The organism is Novacetimonas maltaceti, assembly GCF_002906255.1.
In the GTDB taxonomy this organism is placed as follows: domain Bacteria; phylum Pseudomonadota; class Alphaproteobacteria; order Acetobacterales; family Acetobacteraceae; genus Novacetimonas; species Novacetimonas maltaceti.
Genome location: NZ_POTC01000003.1, coordinates 101,240 through 119,797, shown reverse-complemented (window position 1 = coordinate 119,797; position 18,558 = coordinate 101,240). Strand labels below are relative to the sequence as shown.

The following is an 18,558-nucleotide window of genomic DNA, read 5'->3' as shown; positions in this document are numbered from 1 at the left end:
GCGGGATCAGTCGATGGTGCCATCGACCATGACGAACGGCTCCCCGCGGGAACAGGTTTCGACGCGCGCATGGATGCCATAGGTCTGTTGCAGCAGTTCGGGCGAAATGACCGTGCGGGAGGGGCCGGCCGCAATCAGGCGTCCATCACGCATGATGATGGCGTCATCGGTCATGCGCACGGCGATGTTGAGGTCATGCAGCACGATCATCGTCACGATGCCCCGCGCGGCGGTCGTGCGCCGCACGATCGCCATGACCGAGAACTGGTGGTGCAGGTCCAGCGCACTGAGCGGTTCATCAAGCAGCAGGGCGTCCGGCCGCCGGCCCAGCGCCTGTGCCAGCCCGACGAGTTGCCGCTGCCCGCCGGAAAGTTCGTCCATGTAGCGCATCGCCAGGTCCTCGATCCCGAAGGTGGCAAGCGTTTCAAGGGCTTCGTCAATGACGCCGGTTTTGCCCATGGCCTGCATGCCATTGACGTGGCGCGCGGCAATCAGGGATTCCAGCACCTGCAGGTGGACAGGTGCGGGCAGCGCCTGTGGCAGGTAGACGCAGTGGCGCGTGCGCCGCGCCAGGGGCATGCGCGACAGTTCCATGCCGTTGAGCGTGATGATGGCGGGCGAGGGCACGATCCCCGCCACCGCGCGGAGGAACGTGGACTTCCCGCTGCCGTTCGGTCCCAGCAGCGCACAGACACGCCCGCAGGGAAAGGGCGCGGGGTTGAGGTCATGCAGCACGGTGCGATGGCCGTAACTTACGCTGACATGCCGTGCGGACAGTCCACTTTTGCTCATGACAGGCCCTGCCGGCGCAGGACGATCGTCAGGAAAAACGGAATCCCCACCAGCGCCGTGACAATGCCGGTGGGAATGATGACGCCGGGAATGATGTTGCGTGCGGCGACGGATGACAGCGACATGATGAGGCAACCGACCAGCATGCTGCCCGGCAGGTAGAAACGGTGATCCTCCCCCAGCAGGCGACGCGCGATATGGGGGGCGACCAGTCCGATGAAGCCGATCGTCCCGACAAAGGAAACCGCCAGCGCCGACAGGATGCTGATGCGCAGCAGTGCCGCACGTCGCACGCGCGGGATGTCGACCCCCAGGCTTGCGGCGCGTTCCTCGCCCATGCGCAGGACCGTCAGGCGCCATGCCGCGGCAAAGGACAGGGGTGCGATCAGCACGCAGGCGGCGGCAAGGATGCCGATCTTGGGCCATGTCGCACGGGTCAGGCTGCCCATCGTCCAGAAGACGAGGTCCTGCAGCGCGTCCTCGCTGGCGATGAACTGCAGGAGGGAGACAAGCGCATGGAACATGAACACCAGCGCGATCCCGAACAGGACGACCGTCCCCGTCCCCGACCCGCGCAGGCGCGAGACGAGGTCGAGCAGGAAGACCGACCCGATCGAGAAAACGAACGCATCGGTGGAGACGATCCACGTTTCCGGCACGCCGGGAATATGCCATTGCAGGATGATCGCAAGGGACGCCCCGAATGCCGCCGCCGCCGAGACGCCAAGCGTGAACGGACTGGCCAGCGGGTTGGCAAGGATGGTCTGCATCTCCGCCCCCGACAGGCCCAGCGCCGCCCCCACGCATATCGCCATCAGGGCATAGGGCAGGCGGATCTGCCACACGATCACGCTTTCGCCCGCGGGTGCGTCATGGGGGTGCAGCAGGATATGCAGCAGGCGCGCGGGCGACAGCCCCGACGGGCCAAGCGCGAAATCCAGCGTCACGGAACAGGCGATCAGCCCGGTGATGACCGCCATGACCATCACGCGCCGCCGCAGCATCGCGCGGTACCGGGCATGGATGTCGCCCGCGTCGAGGCCGCGCCTGGTGATGGGGGTGGGGGAAATCCTGCTCATGCGGCCTCAGGGCGCGATCCAGAACGTGCCCGTCTGCGGGACCGGCAGGAAGCGTTCATACAGTTCCTTCTGCGTCTTTTCGGGGTCCAGTCCGGCGAACAGGTCGGGATGGAACCATTTGGCCATCACCTCCACAGCAAGGATGTTGTAAGGGGAGTCGTAGAAGGCATGCCACAGCCCGTAAGCATGGCCGCCGGTCACGGCGCGCAGGGTGGAAATCCCCGGCCGGTCCTCCACCGCCCTGAGCGAGGAGCGGGCAAGTTCGGGGGAAACCTCTGCCCCCATGCGCAGGCCCGGCCCCGCCGCCTTCGGTCCCTTGGTGCCATCGGCGATGTAGATGTCGGGATCCGATGCGATCACCTTTTCCAGCGAGATGTCACCGATATAGCCGGGCAGGAGGGGGGCTGCGATGTTGCGGCCGCCCGCGGCCTCGATGAAGGCGCCCATGTTGCCCTTGCCCGCCGTGTGGCAGCAGCTTTCGCGCATTGCCGCCAGCATTTCGATAAAGACCTTGGGACGGCGCTCCGCAGGCACGGTGGCGACAGCCTTCGTGATGCGATCAAGATGCGACTGGTAGAAATCGGTATAGGCACGCGCCTCGGCCTCGCGGTTCAGCACCGTGCCGAGGATGCGCATGGACGCGATCGTGTCATGCAGGGGATTGGCGCGGAAATCCACGAACACCACGGGGACGTGCGCGGCCTCCAACTGGTTGACAAGTTCGCTTGATGCGCCGGGGCCGTGGCCGGAAACCGTCAGGATGGCAAGGTCGGGATGCAGGTCCAGCACCTTTTCCGGGCTGACGGTATCGGCCGTGGTCTTGCCAATCAGCGCGACCTTCGCCGCAGCGGGGAAGCGCGCGACATACTGGTCATAGCTCTGGGTATCGGCACCCCGGAATTCCCCCTGCCAGCCGACAATGCGCTCGAACAGGTGCGTGCCTTCGAGCGGGGCGAGCGCATAGACCAGCCGCCCTTCGCCAAGGATGATGCGGTGTACGTCATGCGGGATTTCAACCGTGCGTCCCGCCATGTCCGTGATGGTGGTGGCGTGGGCCTGCGTGGCGCACAGGCCGCCCATCAGCGAAATACCCGCGAGGAGGGCCGTCATCGCACGTCCGCACCGATGGAGAATTCGTTTCATGCCGGTTTCCCTGCCTTGCGTTGCCCCGCTGTCGCCGTGGGCGCGACAGGTGCGGGGAAAATCCTGAGCAGGGTGTGCTGATAATGATAATTGTTATCATTGTCAATTTCAGGGACACCCGCATCTGGCGCGTGGCATGCCCGATGCTCGGATTATCAGAACACGCTGTGCATATATCGGCATTCGACTTTGGCATGGGGGTGGTTTACTGAAACCTGCGGTGCATGCCTGTGGGAATAAGGTGGGGCGACGATGAAAAGAATGGCGGCGTGAGGCGGGCGATACGTGGCGTGGGCAGGGGGCTCGACCGGTATTTCAACATCACGCGACGTGGTTCGACCCCGGGGCGGGAGGTCGTGGCCGGGCTGACCACCTTTGGCGCCGTGGCCTACATCATGGCGGTCAACCCGGCCATCCTGTCGATGGCGGGTCTGGACCATCACGACATGATCATGACAACCATTGCCGCGTCCGTGTGCGGGACGCTGCTGATGGCGCTGATGGCCAACCTGCCGATCGCGCTGGCCCCGGCGATGAGCAGCAACATCATCTTCGCGCAGGTCGTCGTGATGCACATGGGGGTCAGTGCGGCAGTCGCCTTCGCCATGGTCTTCCTTGGCGGGATCGTCTTCGTGCTGCTGGCGCTGACGTCATGGCGGCAGAAGATCATCGACGGGTTCCCGGATCCTGTCGTCTGTGGCATCCGCTGCGCCATCGGGGCGTTCATCGTGCGGATCGGCATGACGACCAGTGGGCTGCTCGTCCCCTCCCATGACGGGTTCGCCTTTGGCCTGCTGCGCCAGCCTGCGGTTGAACTTGCGCTGGGCGGACTGGCGCTGGCGATGGTGCTGTCATACCTGCGGGTGCCGGCGGCGATGCTGCTGTCGATCATCGTGACAAGCTGCGCGGGCCTGTTCGTGCATGGGCCAGACGGCAGGCTGCTGACCCGTCTGCCCGCCCATGTCTCCGACTGGCCGCATTATCCGTATCACCTGCTGTTTGCGTTTGATTTCCACGGTCTTTTTGCAAACATCCTCGTCCTGTTTCCCGTCACGCTGTATTTTTTCCTCAGCGATTTCTTTGATGCGACGGGGACGATGATGGCCGTGACCCAGCGCGCGACGCAGGGCAGGGACGGGCCGCCGCTGCCACTGGGCCGTTCCGCCTTCTGCGCCGACGGCGCGGCGAGCGTGATCGGGGCCATCCTTGGGACCAGCACGGTCTCGGCCTATCTGGAATCCCTTGTGGGGGTGGAGGCCGGGGGCAGGACGGGCCTGTGTGCCATGGTCGTTGCGGCGCTGTTTGCGCTGTCGTCGTTCTTCTGGCCGCTGATTACCGCCATCCCTGCGGTTGCCACCGGCCCGGTGCTGATTGTCGTGGGGGTGGGCATGCTCTCCACGCTGGCATCACCACAGACCCATGGCCTTGATGACCTTGCCTCCCCCCTGCTGATGGTGGTGATTACCCTCATGACGGGGAATTTCATGCTGGCGCTTGCCTGTGGCCTGCTGCTTCACACGCTCCTGCTCGTGGGGCGGCGGCAGTGGCGACGGCTGACGCCCATGCTGGTGGGGCTGGATATCGTGTTCGTCGTCTTCCTGTATCTTGAAAGCGGCATGCAGGGCTGAACCGGCGCTGCCGGTTCAGAATTCGTCCTCGGTCATGAAGCCGTGGGACAGCAGCAGGCGTGACGCCGCGTACCAGGCTTCACGCGCGGCATCGTGGTTGTCGCACATCTCCGCCTGCAGCATCGCCCCGTCGAGCAGCATGCACAGCGTGCGGCCCAGTGTCGTTGCGGTCTCGACCTCAATCCCGCCGGATTGCAGGAGTTGGCTGAAGGCGCTGCACATGCTGTCCTTCTGCGCCTGGAGCAGTTGCGTGATCTCGTCATGCCTGCGGCGGTATTCGGCGGCGGCGTGCATGAACATGCACCCGTGGAAATCGTCACTTCTGAACAGCGCGTCGTACCAGTCGAAAATCGCCCGGACCTTTGCCAGTGGCGTCGCCTGTTCATTGATCGCCAGTGCCAGTTCATCCTCGATCTGGTGGATGTGCGTGGCGATCGCTTCCGATACCAATGTGTCCTTGGTCGGGAAATGGCGAAAGACCGTGGCCTTGGTCACGCCGGCACGGACCCGGATCGCGTCCACGCTGACGGTCTGGTACCCGACACGGTTGAACAGCCATCGCGCGGCGTGCAGGACCTTGGTGCGCTTTCCCTGCCGGGAACCATCGGAGTAAGCGGTGGTGGGCATGAACGGTTATGCCTCGTATCGATTTGTTGCATTGCCAAGGTATCTTTATAAAGCATATCTCGCAGGTTGGTAGTTCATTTTGTGGTGTGGCATGGATTTGTGATTGAATCCCGCCGCGTTTCCCGCCGGCACCTTGCGGCACATCCCCCGCCCTTGCGTGCAAAGGGCGCGGGATTCCATGTGGATGGACGTAATTTATTTTACTTTCCGAACAAAATAGGGCGTGCCAGTAATGAATCGCCGCCCATGCCGCCGACCCGGTTTTTTTTCGAGGAGCCGGCCCCCGGATTCCCAGAACGGAAAGATTTTTGCCTGATGCTTCCTATCGTGCACCGCTCCCGCCGTTTCCTGCATGCTGCCTGCAGTTCCGTGGCGCTGCTGGCCGCGCTCTGTGCGCCGGCGCTGGCCGATACGTCCCCTGTCGCGCTGATGCCGCGCCCGCAGTCCGTCACTCTGTCGGGGCAGGATGTCGCCGTCGCGGGTGGGGTGCGCATCGAATGGGCGGGCAGGCCCACGCCGATGCTGCAGCGTGCGGCGGCACGTTTTTCCGGCCGCCTCGCCATGCTTGCCGGTGCTCCCGCTGCTGGTGGCGCGCCGCTTGTGCTGCATATCTCCACGAGGCCGGATCCCGCGTATCTGAGCGTGCATGAGCGTGAACACTATACCCTGAACGTCACGTCACAGAACGGCATCCGCCTTGATGCCGACGGGCCGGCCGGTGTCGTGCACGGGCTTGCCACCCTGCTGCAGCTTGTGGTCCAGACCCCGCAGGGGCCGGTCATCCACGAGGCCGCCATCAATGACGCGCCGCGTTTCCCATGGCGTGGCGTGATGATCGACGTGTCGCGTCATTTCATGTCGGTGGACACCATGAAGCGCCAGCTTGACGCCATGGAACTGACGAAACTCAATGTCCTGCACTGGCATCTGAGTGACGGGACCGGCTTCCGTGTCGAAAGCCTCCGCTTCCCGCGCCTGCATCAGGTCGGCGGCCACAACCAGTATTATACCCAGGCGCAGGTGCGTGACATCGTGGCCTATGCCGCCGACCGTGGCATCCGCATCGTGCCGGAATTCGACGTGCCGGGGCATACGCTGTCCATACTGGAGGCCTATCCCGAACTTGCGGCGCAGCATGTCCCCTCGGCCGAGGAGCGGGAATCCCCCTGTTCGATCACCATCAACACCGTCAAGACCAAGGCGATCTGCAACAAGGTCTATAACCTGAACAACGCCGCGTTCGACCCGACCAAGCCGCAGACGCTGAAGTTCGCGACGGAACTCTATGCCGAGATGGGGCGGCTGTTCCCCGACCATTATTTCCATTCGGGCGGCGATGAGGTGTCGCCCAAGCAGTGGAACGACAATCCGGCCATCGTCGCCTACATGAAGCAGCATGGCTATGCCGATGCCCCGGCGCTGCAGGCCGCGTTCACCGCGCAGGTGGAACATGCGCTTGCACGGCAGGGCAAGATCATGATGGGCTGGGACGAGGTCAGCGAGGCGCCGATCCCCCGCGATGTCGTGGTGGAGACGTGGCGCGGGTCGAAATGGATTGCCTCGGCCACGCAGGCGGGGCATCCGGTGGTGGTGTCTTCGGGCTACTATCTCGACCTGCTGAACCCGTCGTCGGAGCATTACAAGGTCGATCCGTACGATCCCAAGGCCGTCGGCCTGTCGCCTGAGGAAGCCACGCGCGCGCGCGCCAAGCAGGGGCCGATGATCGACGCCTTCGCGCTTGATCCCAATGCGCAGCCGCTGACCGCAGCACAGCAGAAACTGGTCCTTGGTGGGGAAGCCCCGCTGTGGAGTGAGATCGTGTCCGATGAAATGGTCGATGCGCGCCTGTGGCCGCGTTCGGCCGCGATTGCCGAACGGTTCTGGTCCGATGCCTCGGTGCGGGACGTGGCGGACATGGAAAAGCGCCTGCCCCTGATCCAGCATGAACTCGAGGCGACAGGCCTGCAGGCCAGCGCGCATGAGAACGCCATGATCGCGCGCCTGACGCCGGGCAATGTCGGCCCGCTGAAGGTGCTGACATCGGTGACAAGCCCCGTGCGCAATTACGCCATGAACCGGCTGGCATCGCACAGTGGCGACGCCATGCTGAACGCCCCGGGCGCCATTGCCGCCCCGGACAGTTTCGAGGCCAACAGGTTCAATGACATGGCCGCGCGTTATGTCGCCGGGGAAAAGGACCTTGCCGCCCCGCTGACGCAGATGCTGAAGCTGTATCTGGCCAATGATGCCGGATATGCCACGGTTGCGACGACGCCGCTGCTGCAGGATGCGCGGCCGGTGTCGCAGCAGCTTGCGGCCGTGGCGCGTGTCGGGCTGGAGGCGATCAGAAAGCATCGCAGCCATGGCCGTCACTGGCACAGGCGCGTCAACAGGCTGCTGGCCGCGCAGGACGCCACCTTTGCCGGGTGCGCGAATGCCGTCGCGTCCTATACGCATGACCAGCCTCCTTCGGGCCTGCTGATCGATATCCTGCCGGGCCTGCATGCACTGGTGGACCACGCACACTGATCACCCGATGAAAGGGGCGTTTTCATGAAGCTGACACGCAGGGCGGTCATGGGGGGCGGGATCGCCCTGTGTGGGGGGGCATTTGCGGGCGCCAGTGGTGCGTTTGCGAAAAATCCTGCCTGCGACGGCAATGTCGTGCATGCGGTCCGGACAGGGTTCGAGGGGCTGCGTGCCGATGGCTATGGGATGCTGCAGGGGCGCAAGGTCGGGCTGGTCGCCAACCCGACCAGCGTCGGGCGCAACCTGCATCATATCGCCGATATCATCCATGCCGATGCCAGCATCAACCTGCAGGCCATCTTCGGCCCCGAACACGGTTTCCGCGGCTCCGCCCCCGCGGGGGCATCCGAAGCAAAGGCCCGTGACGCGAATACCGGCGTCATGGTCTATGACATCTATAATGTTTCCGGATCGCGTCTGGATGCCATCATCCGCAGTTCCGGCATCGATACGATGGTCTTTGACATCCAGGACGTGGGGGCGCGGTTCTATACCTACATCTCCACCCTCCATGACACGATGGCAGCCTGCGCGCGTCTGGGGATCGACTATGTCGTGCTCGACCGTCCCAATCCCATATCGGGAACCCGCGTGGGCGGCCCGGTTCTCGACCCGCGCTTTGCCTCGTTCGTCGGGCGGCAGGCCATTCCCATCCAGCATGGCATGACGGTCTGTGAACTTGCCGGCCTGTTCAACGCATGTTTCATTCCTGCCGTGTCCGGTCGCCCCGTGCAACTGCGCCATGTCGGCATGAAGGGATGGACGCGCGACCTGTTCTTTGACCAGACGGACCTGCCATGGGTGCCCCCCAGCCCGAACATGCCGACAGTGCAGACGGCGATCGTCTATCCCGGGACGTGCCTGTTCGAAGGGACGGACCTGTCGGTTGGTCGTGGGACGGCGATGCCGTTCCTCTATCTTGGCGGTCCGCGCCTTGATGCGACGGCATGGCGTGACCGCATGGAACAGTCCGGGCTGCCCGGTGTCGCGTTCCGTGATGTCGCCTTTGCCCCTGTGGCCTTTGTGGACAAGGGGGCGATGGACCATGGATTGCAGGTTCTTGTTACGGATCGCGAACGATTTGACGCCGTGCGCACGGGGCTGACACTGCTGTCCACCCTGCGCGCCGTGACGGGGGCGGTGCCGTGGCGCGGAAAGGATGCACGGACGTTCGATATCCTTATGGGAACGGACACGGTCCGGCATCAGCTTGACCAGGGCATGGCACCTGATGCGATCATCCGGTCATGGCAGCCGGGACTTGCGAAGTTCATGGAAACGCGGAAGAAATATATGCTTTATTCCTGAAACGGCCCGTCATTCACTGAACAGGAACTGACGGGTCGCAATGCCTGCCGCCCCGGTGGCCCAGTCGGTATGCCGTGTTTCACGCAGGGTCAGGGTCGTTTCCCAGTCGGGGCGGGGCATGACGTTGGTTTCCATTGTCTGGCGCATCACCGCGCCAAACACGCCTTCGCGGAACGGTTCGTCCAGCAGCACGACCACCTGGCTCGGGTCGAACAGCTGTACCAACTGCGCCACGGCCAGTCCCATGGCCCCGCCCGCCGTATGAAGGATGCCAAGCGCGTCGGCATGTCCGTCGCGTGCCAGCATTTCCAGTTCCGCCGGTGATCCGGGCAATCCCCGCTGCTGCGCCATGGACCGTATGGCCTGCAGCGAGGATACGGTGTCCAGGCATCCCCGCTTGCCACAACTGCATGGACGGTCCGGTTCGCGTCCATCGGGCCAGAAAACGGTCGTGTGGGAAATTTCGCCCGCACCGCCGTGGAAGCCACGATGCAGTTTCCCATCGACGATATGCGCGCAGCCAATGCCCCCGTCGCCCACGATGATCATGCTGAAATCCGGGCAGTCGCGCAGGATGCCGAACAGATGTTCGCCCTGTACCAGGGCATTTGCATCATTTTCAGCAAAGACCGGTACTTTCATCCGGTCTTTCAGGGGCGTGACAATATCGACATTGCGCCATCCCAGCGCGGTGGAGCGCAGGCACACGCGCCTGTCGCGCGCGACAAAGCCGGGAATGGCGATGCCGATGCCACCCAGCGGGCCGGCCCTGTCGCCCGCCTGTACCAGAAGGTCGTGTATGCCGGTGGCGATCTGGTCCACGCACAGGTCGGGGTCGCATATGCGCGGCAGGTCCATCTGGACAAGGATTTCGCCATGCAGGTCCGTCAGCAGGATCTGCCCGGGGTCCGATTGCAGGGAAACCCCCGCAAAACAGGCGGAGACGGCGTTCAGCCCCAGCAGGATGGCGGGGCGTCCCTGCCCGAACACCAGTTCACGTTCGGACAGGATGTTGCGGTCAAGGAGTTCGCGCGTCAGGGTCGAGACCGTGGCCTTGCTCAGGCCCGTGATATCCACAAGCTGTGTCCTGCTGATATTGCCCATCGTGCTGATGGCGCGCAGCACCCGATATTGCCCTGAGGTAAACATCTGCATCCTGACTGGCTGTCCCGTTGGATTGTTTTTAATTGATACGAAGCCGGAAGACAATTAGTATGAATGTTGAACTTAGTGAGTTAGTTGAATGATTCCGGATGCTTTTCCGTGGGCACGGCCTGCCACCGATACAGGTTCTGCGTATCGAGATCAGCCCGTCATACATAACCATGCAGGAGAAGATCCGGTGATACTTTGCGCCGATATCGGTGGATCCTATATCGATTTTGCGGAAGCCGACCCCAGCCATCACCTGGCGCACCGGCAACGCCTGCCGACACCGACTTCTGACCTGGAGGGGTTTGTTTCGGCGCTGAATGTCATGACCGCCGGGTACGATCCCGCCATTCCCCTGCACATGGCGATTGCCGGCGTGTGCGCGCCCGATACGGGGCGGACGCGCACCGCCAACATTCCGTGCGTCAATGACGTGCCGATGCGTGAACTGCTGACCCGGCGTCTGGGGCGGCATGTGCTGGTGGCCAATGACGCGCACTGCTTTGCGCTGAGCGAGGCCATGCAGGGCGTGGGGAAGGGGCATGAAATCGTCTTCGGCGTCATCCTGGGAACGGGGGTCGGCGGTGGCCTCATCATCCATGGCCGCCCTGTCATCGGCCGTGGCGGCCTGGGTGGGGAATGGGGGCATGGCCCCTTCATCGCGCAGGCCACTGGCGCGGATGCCATCCCGTGCCTGCCGTGCCAGTGCGGGCAGCATGGTTGCCTCGATACGATTGGCGGCGCACGCGGGATCGAACGGCTGCATCGGCATCTGGGCAATGAGGCGCTGCATGCCCGCGACCTCCTTGCCAACTGGCAGTCAGGGGAGGCCGCGGCGCGGCGCACCGTCGATGTCTGGCTCGATCGCATGTCTGCCGGTCTGGCAATGGTCGCCAACGTAACGGGGGCTTCCATCATGCCGGTTGGCGGCGGCCTTGCGCATCAGGTGGAATTGATCGGCGCGCTGGACCGCATGGTGCGCGGGCGCATCCTGCGCCAGCAGGAAAGTGCGCTGGTTGTCCCGGCCAGCCTGCCTGCGGATTCCGGCCTGATCGGGGCGTCATGGCTCAGGGATTGAGGGCAGGGCGGCACTTTTCCTGATTGTCTGGAAACAGAATTAACGCAGGTCCGCTGTCTTTCTTGCCCCCATTGCAGGCACCCATAGGAATTGTGACAAAAATGCTACGATCCTGGGGGTGTGCCAGTCCCGATGTATTGGGAAAATAATACATCTAAAACAATGACTTGATAAGGTTCCGTAGTATTTTTGGACCATTTTCATGGCTGAAATGCACTGAAAAATACTCCATCCACTTTGTTTTCATTCCAAAACTATCATTGGACGGTTTCCGAACTATTGCTTTGGTTTCGATAGGTCTGTCATTATCCATTAACGGAACAAAACGTTTGTTTCGCCGCTTTTTCACCTGAATGCAGGGATTCACGTTCATGAACGTTTCGTATCGTAATCTATCCCTCTGTTGTACCGTATTGGCGAGCCTGGTTGTCGTTCCTGCATATGGGCAGGGCGTGGTCACGACACGCGAAGGGGGAGCGAACGCTTCGTTACGTTCTAAGGCAGGGCATGCGCCCGCAACGGCAAAGGCCGCACGGCCAGCACCGGCCGCAACCGATGCGCAGCCACATTCCAACGTGGAACAGATCCGTGTGACCAGTCACGGTATCACGACGTCCAACGGCGTGAACAACCTGACCCCGGGCGGGGGATTGATGCCGACGCAGACGGCCCCGCGTTCACAGAGCGGCGTGACACGTGACTTTATTGCAAAGCAGGCCCCGACAGCCAATATTTCGTCGCTTGTTGCTGAACTTCCGGGTGTCAATTACTCCAGCCAGGACCCGTTTGGCCTGACGGGTAACAACATGACCATGCGCGGCATGACGCAGGCGCAGATCGGTTACCTGTTCGAGGGCGCGCCGATGGCCGACCCGATCAATTACCAGCCCTATACCAGCATGATGGTGGATTCCGAAAACCTTGGTTCGGTAACCGTCTCCCAGGGATCGCCCGACATGGATGCGCCGCTGTACAACGCGGTCGGCGGGCAGATTTCGGCACAGGAAATCAACCCCTCCCACCATCAGGGCGGTTTCGTTGACCTTGCGGGCGGCACGCACAGCGCGAACAAGGAATTCATCCGTTATGAAACAGGCGATATCGGCAATACCGGTATCCGTGGCTTCGTCTCGTTCTCCCACACCAGCTACAATAACTGGCGTGGTCCCGGCGGACTGTTCCGGTATCATATCGACTCAAAGTTCGTGAAGGAATGGGGCGATGGCAACAGCATCTCCGCCATCTTCTCCTATAACCGCCAGCAGCAGACCGCATGGCGTTCGCCCAGCCTGAAGCAGTGGAAGCAGTATGGCGACAGCTTCAACTATGACGGTGATTTCACCCGTGGTGATTCCCTGTTCTATGGACTGGCGATTTCGAACCTGAATTCCCAGACCATCATCCTGCCGTCGCACTTCACGCTGGCGAAAAACCTCAAGCTGCATGTCACGCCCTATTACGAACATCAGTTCGGTCCCTCCAACGGTGGGGAAAACATCCCGACGACCGGTGGGTACATGGGAACACAGCAGTACAACAGCCTTGTCGGCATCCCCAAGGGGACCGGTTCGATCCTGACGGAAAGCATCGATCCGTGGAACCAGAAGAGTTCTTCGCTCAACATGTCGCTTGACTGGACGGCGGGACATAACAAGCTGTCGGTCGGTTACTGGTATAACTATACCACGCATGAAGAACTTTCGACCTTCAACCGTGTGTTCAACAACGGTTCGTATTCCAACAGCCCGATCGTGGTTGCTGATACCGGCCGGATCCTGACCGGGTATGACCTGAACTTCAAGCAGCAGGTCAATACGCTGTTCATTGCCGACACGCTGAAACTGCTGCATGACCGCCTGATCCTGAGTGCCGGTTTCCGCGCCGCGATGGTCAGCAGGACGGGCACCAACAACGTGCCGGGTGCTGATCCGTATTACAAGGCGGGCAACTATTTCGAGCCGCTGCCCCAGTTCTCCGCCAGTTACCGGATCACGAAGCACGACCAGATCTATATCAACGGCACCACGGCTTTCCGTGCGCCGGCATCGGTCGAGGCCTACAGCCAGATCTTCGATCCCAACGCATCGCATGCGGTCGAACAGCCCGGTTCGCTCAAGCCTGAATATTCCATTGGTGAAGAAATCGGGTTCCGTCACTCGGGTTTCTACAATGTTGCGTTCTCGCTGTTCAATCTGAACATGACCAACCACCAGGTTACGTCGCTGAACTATATCCCTGGCACCAACCAGCTGATTTCCGAACCGATCAACATCGGTGGGCAGACATCGCGTGGTGCGCAGATCGAATTCGGCCTGCGTCGCTGGCATCACATCAGCCCGTACCTGTCGGGACAGTACCTGCATGCGACGATGGACAACAACTTCAACGCCGGTGGCGGAAACTACCTGCCCACGGCTGGCAAGGTTGCGGTTGAATCGCCCCGCTTCACGGGTGCCATCGGGCTGAACTATGATGACGGCACGTTCTTCGGAAACTTCGCGCTGCGTTATGTTGACTCCCAGTACACGACCTTCATGAATGACGAGAAGATCCCCTCCTACATCACGTCGGACATTGCGCTGGGTTACCGCATGAAGAAGCTTGGCCCGGCCAAGGCGCCGCAGATCCAGCTCAACATCATGAACATCGGCGACAACCATTACCTGTCCGGTGGTTCGAGCTTCACCACCAACGCCCATCCGACCCGCACGGTCGCAGGCAACATGTACATGAGCAACGGCGTGGCGAAAACGTCTGCCCCTGTCTATCTTGTTGGTGGCGCATTCGCCGCGATGGTTTCCGTATCGGCCGGTTTCTGATAACTGCCTGTCGTGGCGGCAGCCATGCTGTCGCCGCTGTCGGGCCAAGGAGGATTCGTTGTCCGCACCACATCCCGAAAGCCCGGCTGGAGCCTATGGCTGGCGACCGATCATCGTCATTGCGTGTCTGTTTTTCATTATCGGGTTTGTGACGTGGCTTAATGGCCCCCTGATCACCTTTGTTCAGGTGGCGTTCAATCTGAGTACCGTCAGTGCGTTCCTCGTGCCGATGTGTTTCTATCTTTCCTACCTGCTGTTTCCGCTGCCCGCGACCCTGCTGGCGCAGAAGACCGGCCTGCGCAGCGGCCTTGTGGTGGCGCTGGTCATCATGGCCGTGGGAATTGCAATTTTTGGTGAATGCGTCAGCATGCGGTGGTATCCGGGCGCGCTGTCCGGACTGTTCGTGATCGGGGCGGGGCTGTCGCTGCTCCAGATCACGATCAATCCGTATGTGACCTTGCTCGGCCCCACGGAAAAGGCGGCGCAGCGGATCGCGATCATGGGGGTGGCGAACAAGCTGGCGGGCATTGCCGCCCCGATTGTCCTGGCCATGCTGGTGATGCGTAACATCAATGATATCGCATCACGGGTGAAGGCCGCGCCGGATGCCGCCGCGCGTGACCATATCCTTGATCAGTTCGCCCATGCGGTGCAGGTGCCCTACCTCGTCATGGCGGCCATCCTCCTTGTGACGGCGGTGGGGCTTGCGCGCTCTTCCCTGCCGGAGATCGATATTGCCGGGAGCACGCAGGCCGCGCCGCCGCCGCCGTCGGCAGGGCAGTCCGCGTCCCGTGGGCCGACCTACCTGTGGCTTGGTGTCGTGTGCATGTTTGTCTATGTCGGGACCGAGGTCATGGCCGGTGATGCCATCGGGGCGTACGGCGCAAGCCTCGGCCTGCCGCTGGACCAGACGAAGTTCTTTACCTCGCTGACGCTGGCGGCGATGATGGCGGGATACATACTGGGCATGTTCCTCGTGCCGCGTGTCTTTTCCCAGGAACGCTACCTCGGTCTGTCGGCAATCTGCGGCCTGGTGCTGTGCGTGCTGACATGGCTGACGCAGGGTTATGTCTCGGTCATGTGTGTCGCGCTGTTCGGTTTCGCCAATTCCATGATCCTGCCTTCGCTGTTTCCCATTGTCATCCGTGATGTGGAGGAACGCGGCGCGCAGGCGACAGCACTTCTGGTCATGGCGTTTTCGGGGGGGGCGGTCCTGCCGCAGCTGTTCGTGCAGTTCATGCCGGTGCTGGGGGTGCAGAGCGCCTTTGTCGTGCTGATGGCGCCGTCATATGGCCTGATCGTGCTGTATAATATCCTCATCCAGCGACGGAACCGGTCGCGCCCGGTCCCGGTGATGATGGTCGAGTCATGACGTCCGGTCACGGATTGTACATCTATCCGTGGGACATCATGGACCACGACGACCTGCCCGGTTTCGCCGCCGGGCTGAAGGCGCTCGGGATCGGCAGGCTGTGCATGGCCACGGCCTACCATACGGGAAAATTCCTGCGTCCCCACGGCAGGGACGCACGGGTATATTTTCCGCAGGACGGGGCTGTCTACGTACCGACCGATCCCGGCGGGTACGGGGCCATCAGGCCCATCATGGCCGAACGGATGCCGGCGGTGGACATGCTGCGGACATTGCATGACCATGGCCTGGCCATTTCGGCGTGGACGGTCCTGTTTCACAATACCGCCCTTGGCACGCGCCATCCGCAGGCTGCGTGCCATAATGCGTTCGGGGACTGCTATCCCTACAGCCTGTGTCCGTCGAACGCGGACGTGCGGGCCTATGGCGTTGCCCTGTGCCGCGATATCGCGGCGCACCCGTATGTTGATGACCTCATCCTCGAAACCCCGGGATGGCAGCCGTTCCATCACGGGTTCCACCATGAAATGAGCCTCCTGTCCCCCAACGCATGGCCTGATACGCTGCTGGGCCTGTGTTTCTGTGATGCGTGCATGGACGGGGCGACGCGTGCGGGCGTGGATGCGGCGGGATTGCGCCAGCGCGTGCGCGGGCACCTGTCTTCCTACATGGCGCGCGCGTGTGACGGGACGGCTGCGGAAGGAGGGGACAGGCTGGTGCACGCGGTGCTGGGGGATGATGCGCTGCGTGATTTCCTGCGCTGGCGCTGCGGGCAGGTGACGTCACTGGTGCGTGACATCCGTGATGCGGTCGCGGGTGATGCGACGCTCCATGTCATTGCGTCGGTGCAGGCCAACCCGGTCCGCTCCTGGGTCGAGGGCAGTGACCTTGAGGCCCTGTCGCATGTGTGTGACGGGCTGGAGGTCTGCCTGTATGGCCGCGATACGCAGGCCATACAGGCGCGTTTCGACGATGTCCGCGAAATCGTCCCCGCCGATCGCCCCCTGCGTCCGGTCCTGCGTCCGGCCCCGTGCGATTTCCCCGATGCCGGGGCCTTTGTTGCACAGGTCGACTCACTGTCGCGCCGTGGCGTGCGGGAGTTCGCCTTTTACAATTTCGGTCATCTGCGCCGGGAAAACCTCAACTGGATATATCGGGCACTCGATGGCCTGGCCGCCCCTTTTGCGGGGCGGGGATAGCGGCGCCCGCGCGCCGGAACTGGAGAATATCATGAAGGTTGTTATCTGTCCGACTGCCGAACGCGCCACCGCGCTGACAGCACGTGTCATTGAACAGGCCCTGCGTGCCAGGCCCGATATCGCGCTGGGGCTGGCGACCGGTCGCACGATGGAGGCGGTGTATGGCCATCTGGTGAAGGCGCATCGGGACGGTGGGCTGGATTTCTCGGCATGCCGGACGTTCAACCTCGATGAATATGTCGGCATCGCACCGACATCGCCGCGTTCGTACCGCACGTACATGAACACGCACCTGTTCTCCCGGGTGAATGTGCCGCTGGATGCCACGCATGTGCCCGACGGCATGGCCACCGACATGCAGGCGCAGTGCGCGGCGTATGAAAAGGCCATGCGCGACAGTGGCGGACTGGGGCTGCAGCTTCTTGGCCTGGGGGAGAATGGTCATATCGGCTTTAACGAACCCCTGTCCTCCCTGACGTCGCGCACCCGCCTCGTGACACTGGACCCCGCGACGCGGCGGCAGAACGTAGGCATGTTCGATGACGATCTGGAGCAGGTGCCCCATCACGCGGTGACGATGGGGGTGGGCACCATCGCCGACGCCCGGCGCACGCTGATGGTCGTGACCGGGGCGACCAAGGCCGGGATCCTCGCTCGCGTGATCGAGGGACCGGTGACGGCGGGCATCAGCGCGACCATCCTGCAGATGCATCCCGACTGCCTCGTGATCGTGGACGAGGCGGCGGCCGCCAACCTTTCCTGCCGCCCGTATATCGAATATCTGATGCAGCATGACCCTGAACTCAAGGCGCTGCTGTCCTGATGGGACGGGTCGGGACGATGCGGTATCTGCATGGGACGAGATGACGTGACGGACGAGGCAATTCTTGCGGTTGATGGTGGGGGCACCCGCACCCGCGCCGTCGTTGTCGCCCCGGATGGCCGCGTGCTGGAACGTCGCCATGCGGGCGGCAGCAACCCGTATGACAAGGCGGACTGGGCGCAGACGCTGACGGACCTGCTGCATGATGTCAGTCCGGTCCCCCTGCGTGCGGCGACCATCGGGCTTGCGGGCTACAGCGCCCTGCGCCCGTCCTCGCGCATACAGGATGAGGTCATTCGCGACGCCCTTGGCCCGGATGTGGGCATCGTGATGTGTTCGGATGTAGAGATCGCCTGCATCGGCGCGTTTGCCGACGGGCCGGGCATCCTTGCCCTTGCGGGGACCGGTTCTGTCATCTGGGCGGAGGACCGCCGCCATCCCCCCCTGCGGATCGGGGGATGGGGCTTCATGCTGGGCGATCAGGGAAGCGGCTACTGGATCGGGTGCGAGGCGCTGGGGAAGGTGGTGCATTACCTTGACACCCGCCATCCTGACGGGGCCGCGTTCGCGAACCTGATCCTGCGGGCGCTTGGTCTGCCTGTTGATCCCGAACTGGCCGGGGAGGCGCTGCTGGAATGGCAGCGCGTCCAGGACCATCCCCGTTCGGCCATCGCGGCACTGGCGCACGAGGTCAACCGCCTTGCCGATGAAGGCTGCGTCGATGCGGTGGAGATCCTGGAGCGCGCGGCCGGTTTCCTTGCCGCGCAGGTCCAGACCGCGCGCGCGCGCCTGGGGCAGCCCCTGCCGTGGAGCCATAGTGGCAGTGTATTCCTCAGCCGGACCGTGATCGGGACCGTGACCCGCCTGGTCGGGGAGGCGCCGTGCGCCCCACGGTTTTCCGCCATAGGGGGCGGGGCGATGCGTGCGGCGCGGCTTGCGGGGTGGAAGGTCGACGCGGCATGGCTGGAACGGCTGCGCACCGGCCTGTCGCAGGACTGACCCCGGCACG

14 protein-coding genes are annotated in these 18,558 nt (G+C 62.9%); 9 read left to right on the top strand and 5 right to left on the bottom strand.

The window, feature by feature from the left end; translation table 11 throughout:
• Positions 1-6 precede the first annotated feature (6 nt).
• The 3 genes from KMAL_RS02425 to KMAL_RS02415 form a co-directional block, all read right to left on the bottom strand.
• Positions 7-792, bottom strand: a complete 786-nt coding sequence (locus tag KMAL_RS02425) for an ABC transporter ATP-binding protein (RefSeq protein ID WP_110094166.1) — start codon at positions 790-792, stop codon at positions 7-9.
• A complete protein-coding gene (locus tag KMAL_RS02420) occupies positions 789-1,796 on the bottom strand; it encodes a FecCD family ABC transporter permease (RefSeq protein WP_239019909.1) in 1,008 nt (335 codons plus the stop codon). Before KMAL_RS02420 ends, KMAL_RS02425 begins: the two co-directional genes overlap by 4 nt.
• A gap of 81 nt (positions 1,797-1,877) precedes the next feature.
• Positions 1,878-3,014 carry an ABC transporter substrate-binding protein gene (locus KMAL_RS02415; protein ID WP_110094164.1) on the bottom strand — a complete coding sequence of 379 codons (1,137 nt, stop codon included), beginning with the start codon at positions 3,012-3,014 and terminating at the stop codon, positions 1,878-1,880.
• A gap of 269 nt (positions 3,015-3,283) precedes the next feature.
• Between KMAL_RS02415 and KMAL_RS02410 the strand changes: the two genes are divergently transcribed.
• Positions 3,284-4,642, top strand: coding sequence for an NCS2 family permease (locus tag KMAL_RS02410; protein WP_180999721.1), 1,359 nt, complete (start codon positions 3,284-3,286; stop codon positions 4,640-4,642).
• A gap of 15 nt (positions 4,643-4,657) precedes the next feature.
• On the opposite strand, the gene KMAL_RS02405 is transcribed toward KMAL_RS02410, so the two are convergent.
• Positions 4,658-5,269, bottom strand: a complete 612-nt coding sequence (locus KMAL_RS02405; protein ID WP_110094163.1) for a TetR/AcrR family transcriptional regulator — start codon at positions 5,267-5,269, stop codon at positions 4,658-4,660.
• 315 nt (positions 5,270-5,584) lie between these two features.
• On the opposite strand from KMAL_RS02405, the gene KMAL_RS02400 reads away from it, so the two are divergent.
• Both KMAL_RS02400 and KMAL_RS02395 read left to right on the top strand, forming a co-directional pair.
• Positions 5,585-7,798 carry a beta-N-acetylhexosaminidase gene (locus tag KMAL_RS02400; protein ID WP_338043477.1) on the top strand — a complete coding sequence of 738 codons (2,214 nt, stop codon included), beginning with the start codon at positions 5,585-5,587 and terminating at the stop codon, positions 7,796-7,798.
• A 24-nt stretch (positions 7,799-7,822) separates the two neighbouring features.
• Entirely contained in the window at positions 7,823-9,106 is a 1,284-nt protein-coding gene (locus tag KMAL_RS02395; RefSeq protein ID WP_110094162.1) for an exo-beta-N-acetylmuramidase NamZ family protein, read from the top strand.
• Positions 9,107-9,115: 9 nt separating this feature from the next.
• Here the strand turns inward: KMAL_RS02395 and KMAL_RS02390 are convergent, their stop codons facing one another.
• Positions 9,116-10,261: an ROK family transcriptional regulator gene (locus KMAL_RS02390; RefSeq protein ID WP_110094161.1), complete on the bottom strand. Its 1,146-nt coding sequence runs from the start codon at positions 10,259-10,261 to the stop codon at positions 9,116-9,118.
• 187 nt (positions 10,262-10,448) lie between these two features.
• Between KMAL_RS02390 and KMAL_RS02385 the strand changes: the two genes are divergently transcribed.
• The 6 genes from KMAL_RS02385 to KMAL_RS02360 all read left to right on the top strand — a co-directional run bounded on the left by KMAL_RS02385 (position 10,449) and on the right by KMAL_RS02360 (position 18,548).
• Entirely contained in the window at positions 10,449-11,336 is an 888-nt protein-coding gene (locus KMAL_RS02385; RefSeq protein ID WP_167400087.1) for an ROK family protein, read from the top strand.
• 452 nt (positions 11,337-11,788) lie between these two features.
• Positions 11,789-14,155, top strand: a complete 2,367-nt coding sequence (locus KMAL_RS02380) for a TonB-dependent receptor (RefSeq protein ID WP_239019904.1) — start codon at positions 11,789-11,791, stop codon at positions 14,153-14,155.
• Positions 14,156-14,213: 58 nt separating this feature from the next.
• A complete protein-coding gene (gene gluP, locus KMAL_RS02375; RefSeq protein WP_110094159.1) occupies positions 14,214-15,527 on the top strand; it encodes a glucose/galactose MFS transporter in 1,314 nt (437 codons plus the stop codon).
• Positions 15,524-16,726, top strand: a complete 1,203-nt coding sequence (locus KMAL_RS02370; RefSeq protein WP_146044135.1) for a hypothetical protein — start codon at positions 15,524-15,526, stop codon at positions 16,724-16,726. The genes gluP and KMAL_RS02370 overlap by 4 nt, the downstream gene beginning before the upstream one ends.
• Positions 16,727-16,757: 31 nt before the next feature.
• Positions 16,758-17,549, top strand: a complete 792-nt coding sequence (gene nagB, locus KMAL_RS02365) for a glucosamine-6-phosphate deaminase (protein WP_110094185.1) — start codon at positions 16,758-16,760, stop codon at positions 17,547-17,549.
• A 30-nt stretch (positions 17,550-17,579) separates the two neighbouring features.
• Positions 17,580-18,548 carry an N-acetylglucosamine kinase gene (locus tag KMAL_RS02360; RefSeq protein ID WP_110094157.1) on the top strand — a complete coding sequence of 323 codons (969 nt, stop codon included), beginning with the start codon at positions 17,580-17,582 and terminating at the stop codon, positions 18,546-18,548.
• Positions 18,549-18,558 lie beyond the last annotated feature (10 nt).

Excerpts from the sequence above, each read along its gene's own strand:
- KMAL_RS02425 (WP_110094166.1), bottom strand. The coding sequence starts at position 792 with ATGAGCAAAAGTGGACTGTCCGCACGGCATGTCAGCGTAAGTTACGGC.
- nagB (WP_110094185.1), top strand. The coding sequence starts at position 16,758 with ATGAAGGTTGTTATCTGTCCGACTGCCGAACGCGCCACCGCGCTGACA.
- KMAL_RS02420 (WP_239019909.1), bottom strand. The coding sequence starts at position 1,796 with ATGCTGCGGCGGCGCGTGATGGTCATGGCGGTCATCACCGGGCTGATC.
- KMAL_RS02405 (WP_110094163.1), bottom strand. The coding sequence starts at position 5,269 with ATGCCCACCACCGCTTACTCCGATGGTTCCCGGCAGGGAAAGCGCACC.
- KMAL_RS02415 (WP_110094164.1), bottom strand. The coding sequence starts at position 3,014 with ATGAAACGAATTCTCCATCGGTGCGGACGTGCGATGACGGCCCTCCTC.
- KMAL_RS02390 (WP_110094161.1), bottom strand. The coding sequence starts at position 10,261 with ATGCAGATGTTTACCTCAGGGCAATATCGGGTGCTGCGCGCCATCAGC.
- KMAL_RS02395 (WP_110094162.1), top strand. The coding sequence starts at position 7,823 with ATGAAGCTGACACGCAGGGCGGTCATGGGGGGCGGGATCGCCCTGTGT.
- KMAL_RS02360 (WP_110094157.1), top strand. The coding sequence starts at position 17,580 with ATGGGACGAGATGACGTGACGGACGAGGCAATTCTTGCGGTTGATGGT.
- KMAL_RS02400 (WP_338043477.1), top strand. The coding sequence starts at position 5,585 with ATGCTTCCTATCGTGCACCGCTCCCGCCGTTTCCTGCATGCTGCCTGC.
- KMAL_RS02370 (WP_146044135.1), top strand. The coding sequence starts at position 15,524 with ATGACGTCCGGTCACGGATTGTACATCTATCCGTGGGACATCATGGAC.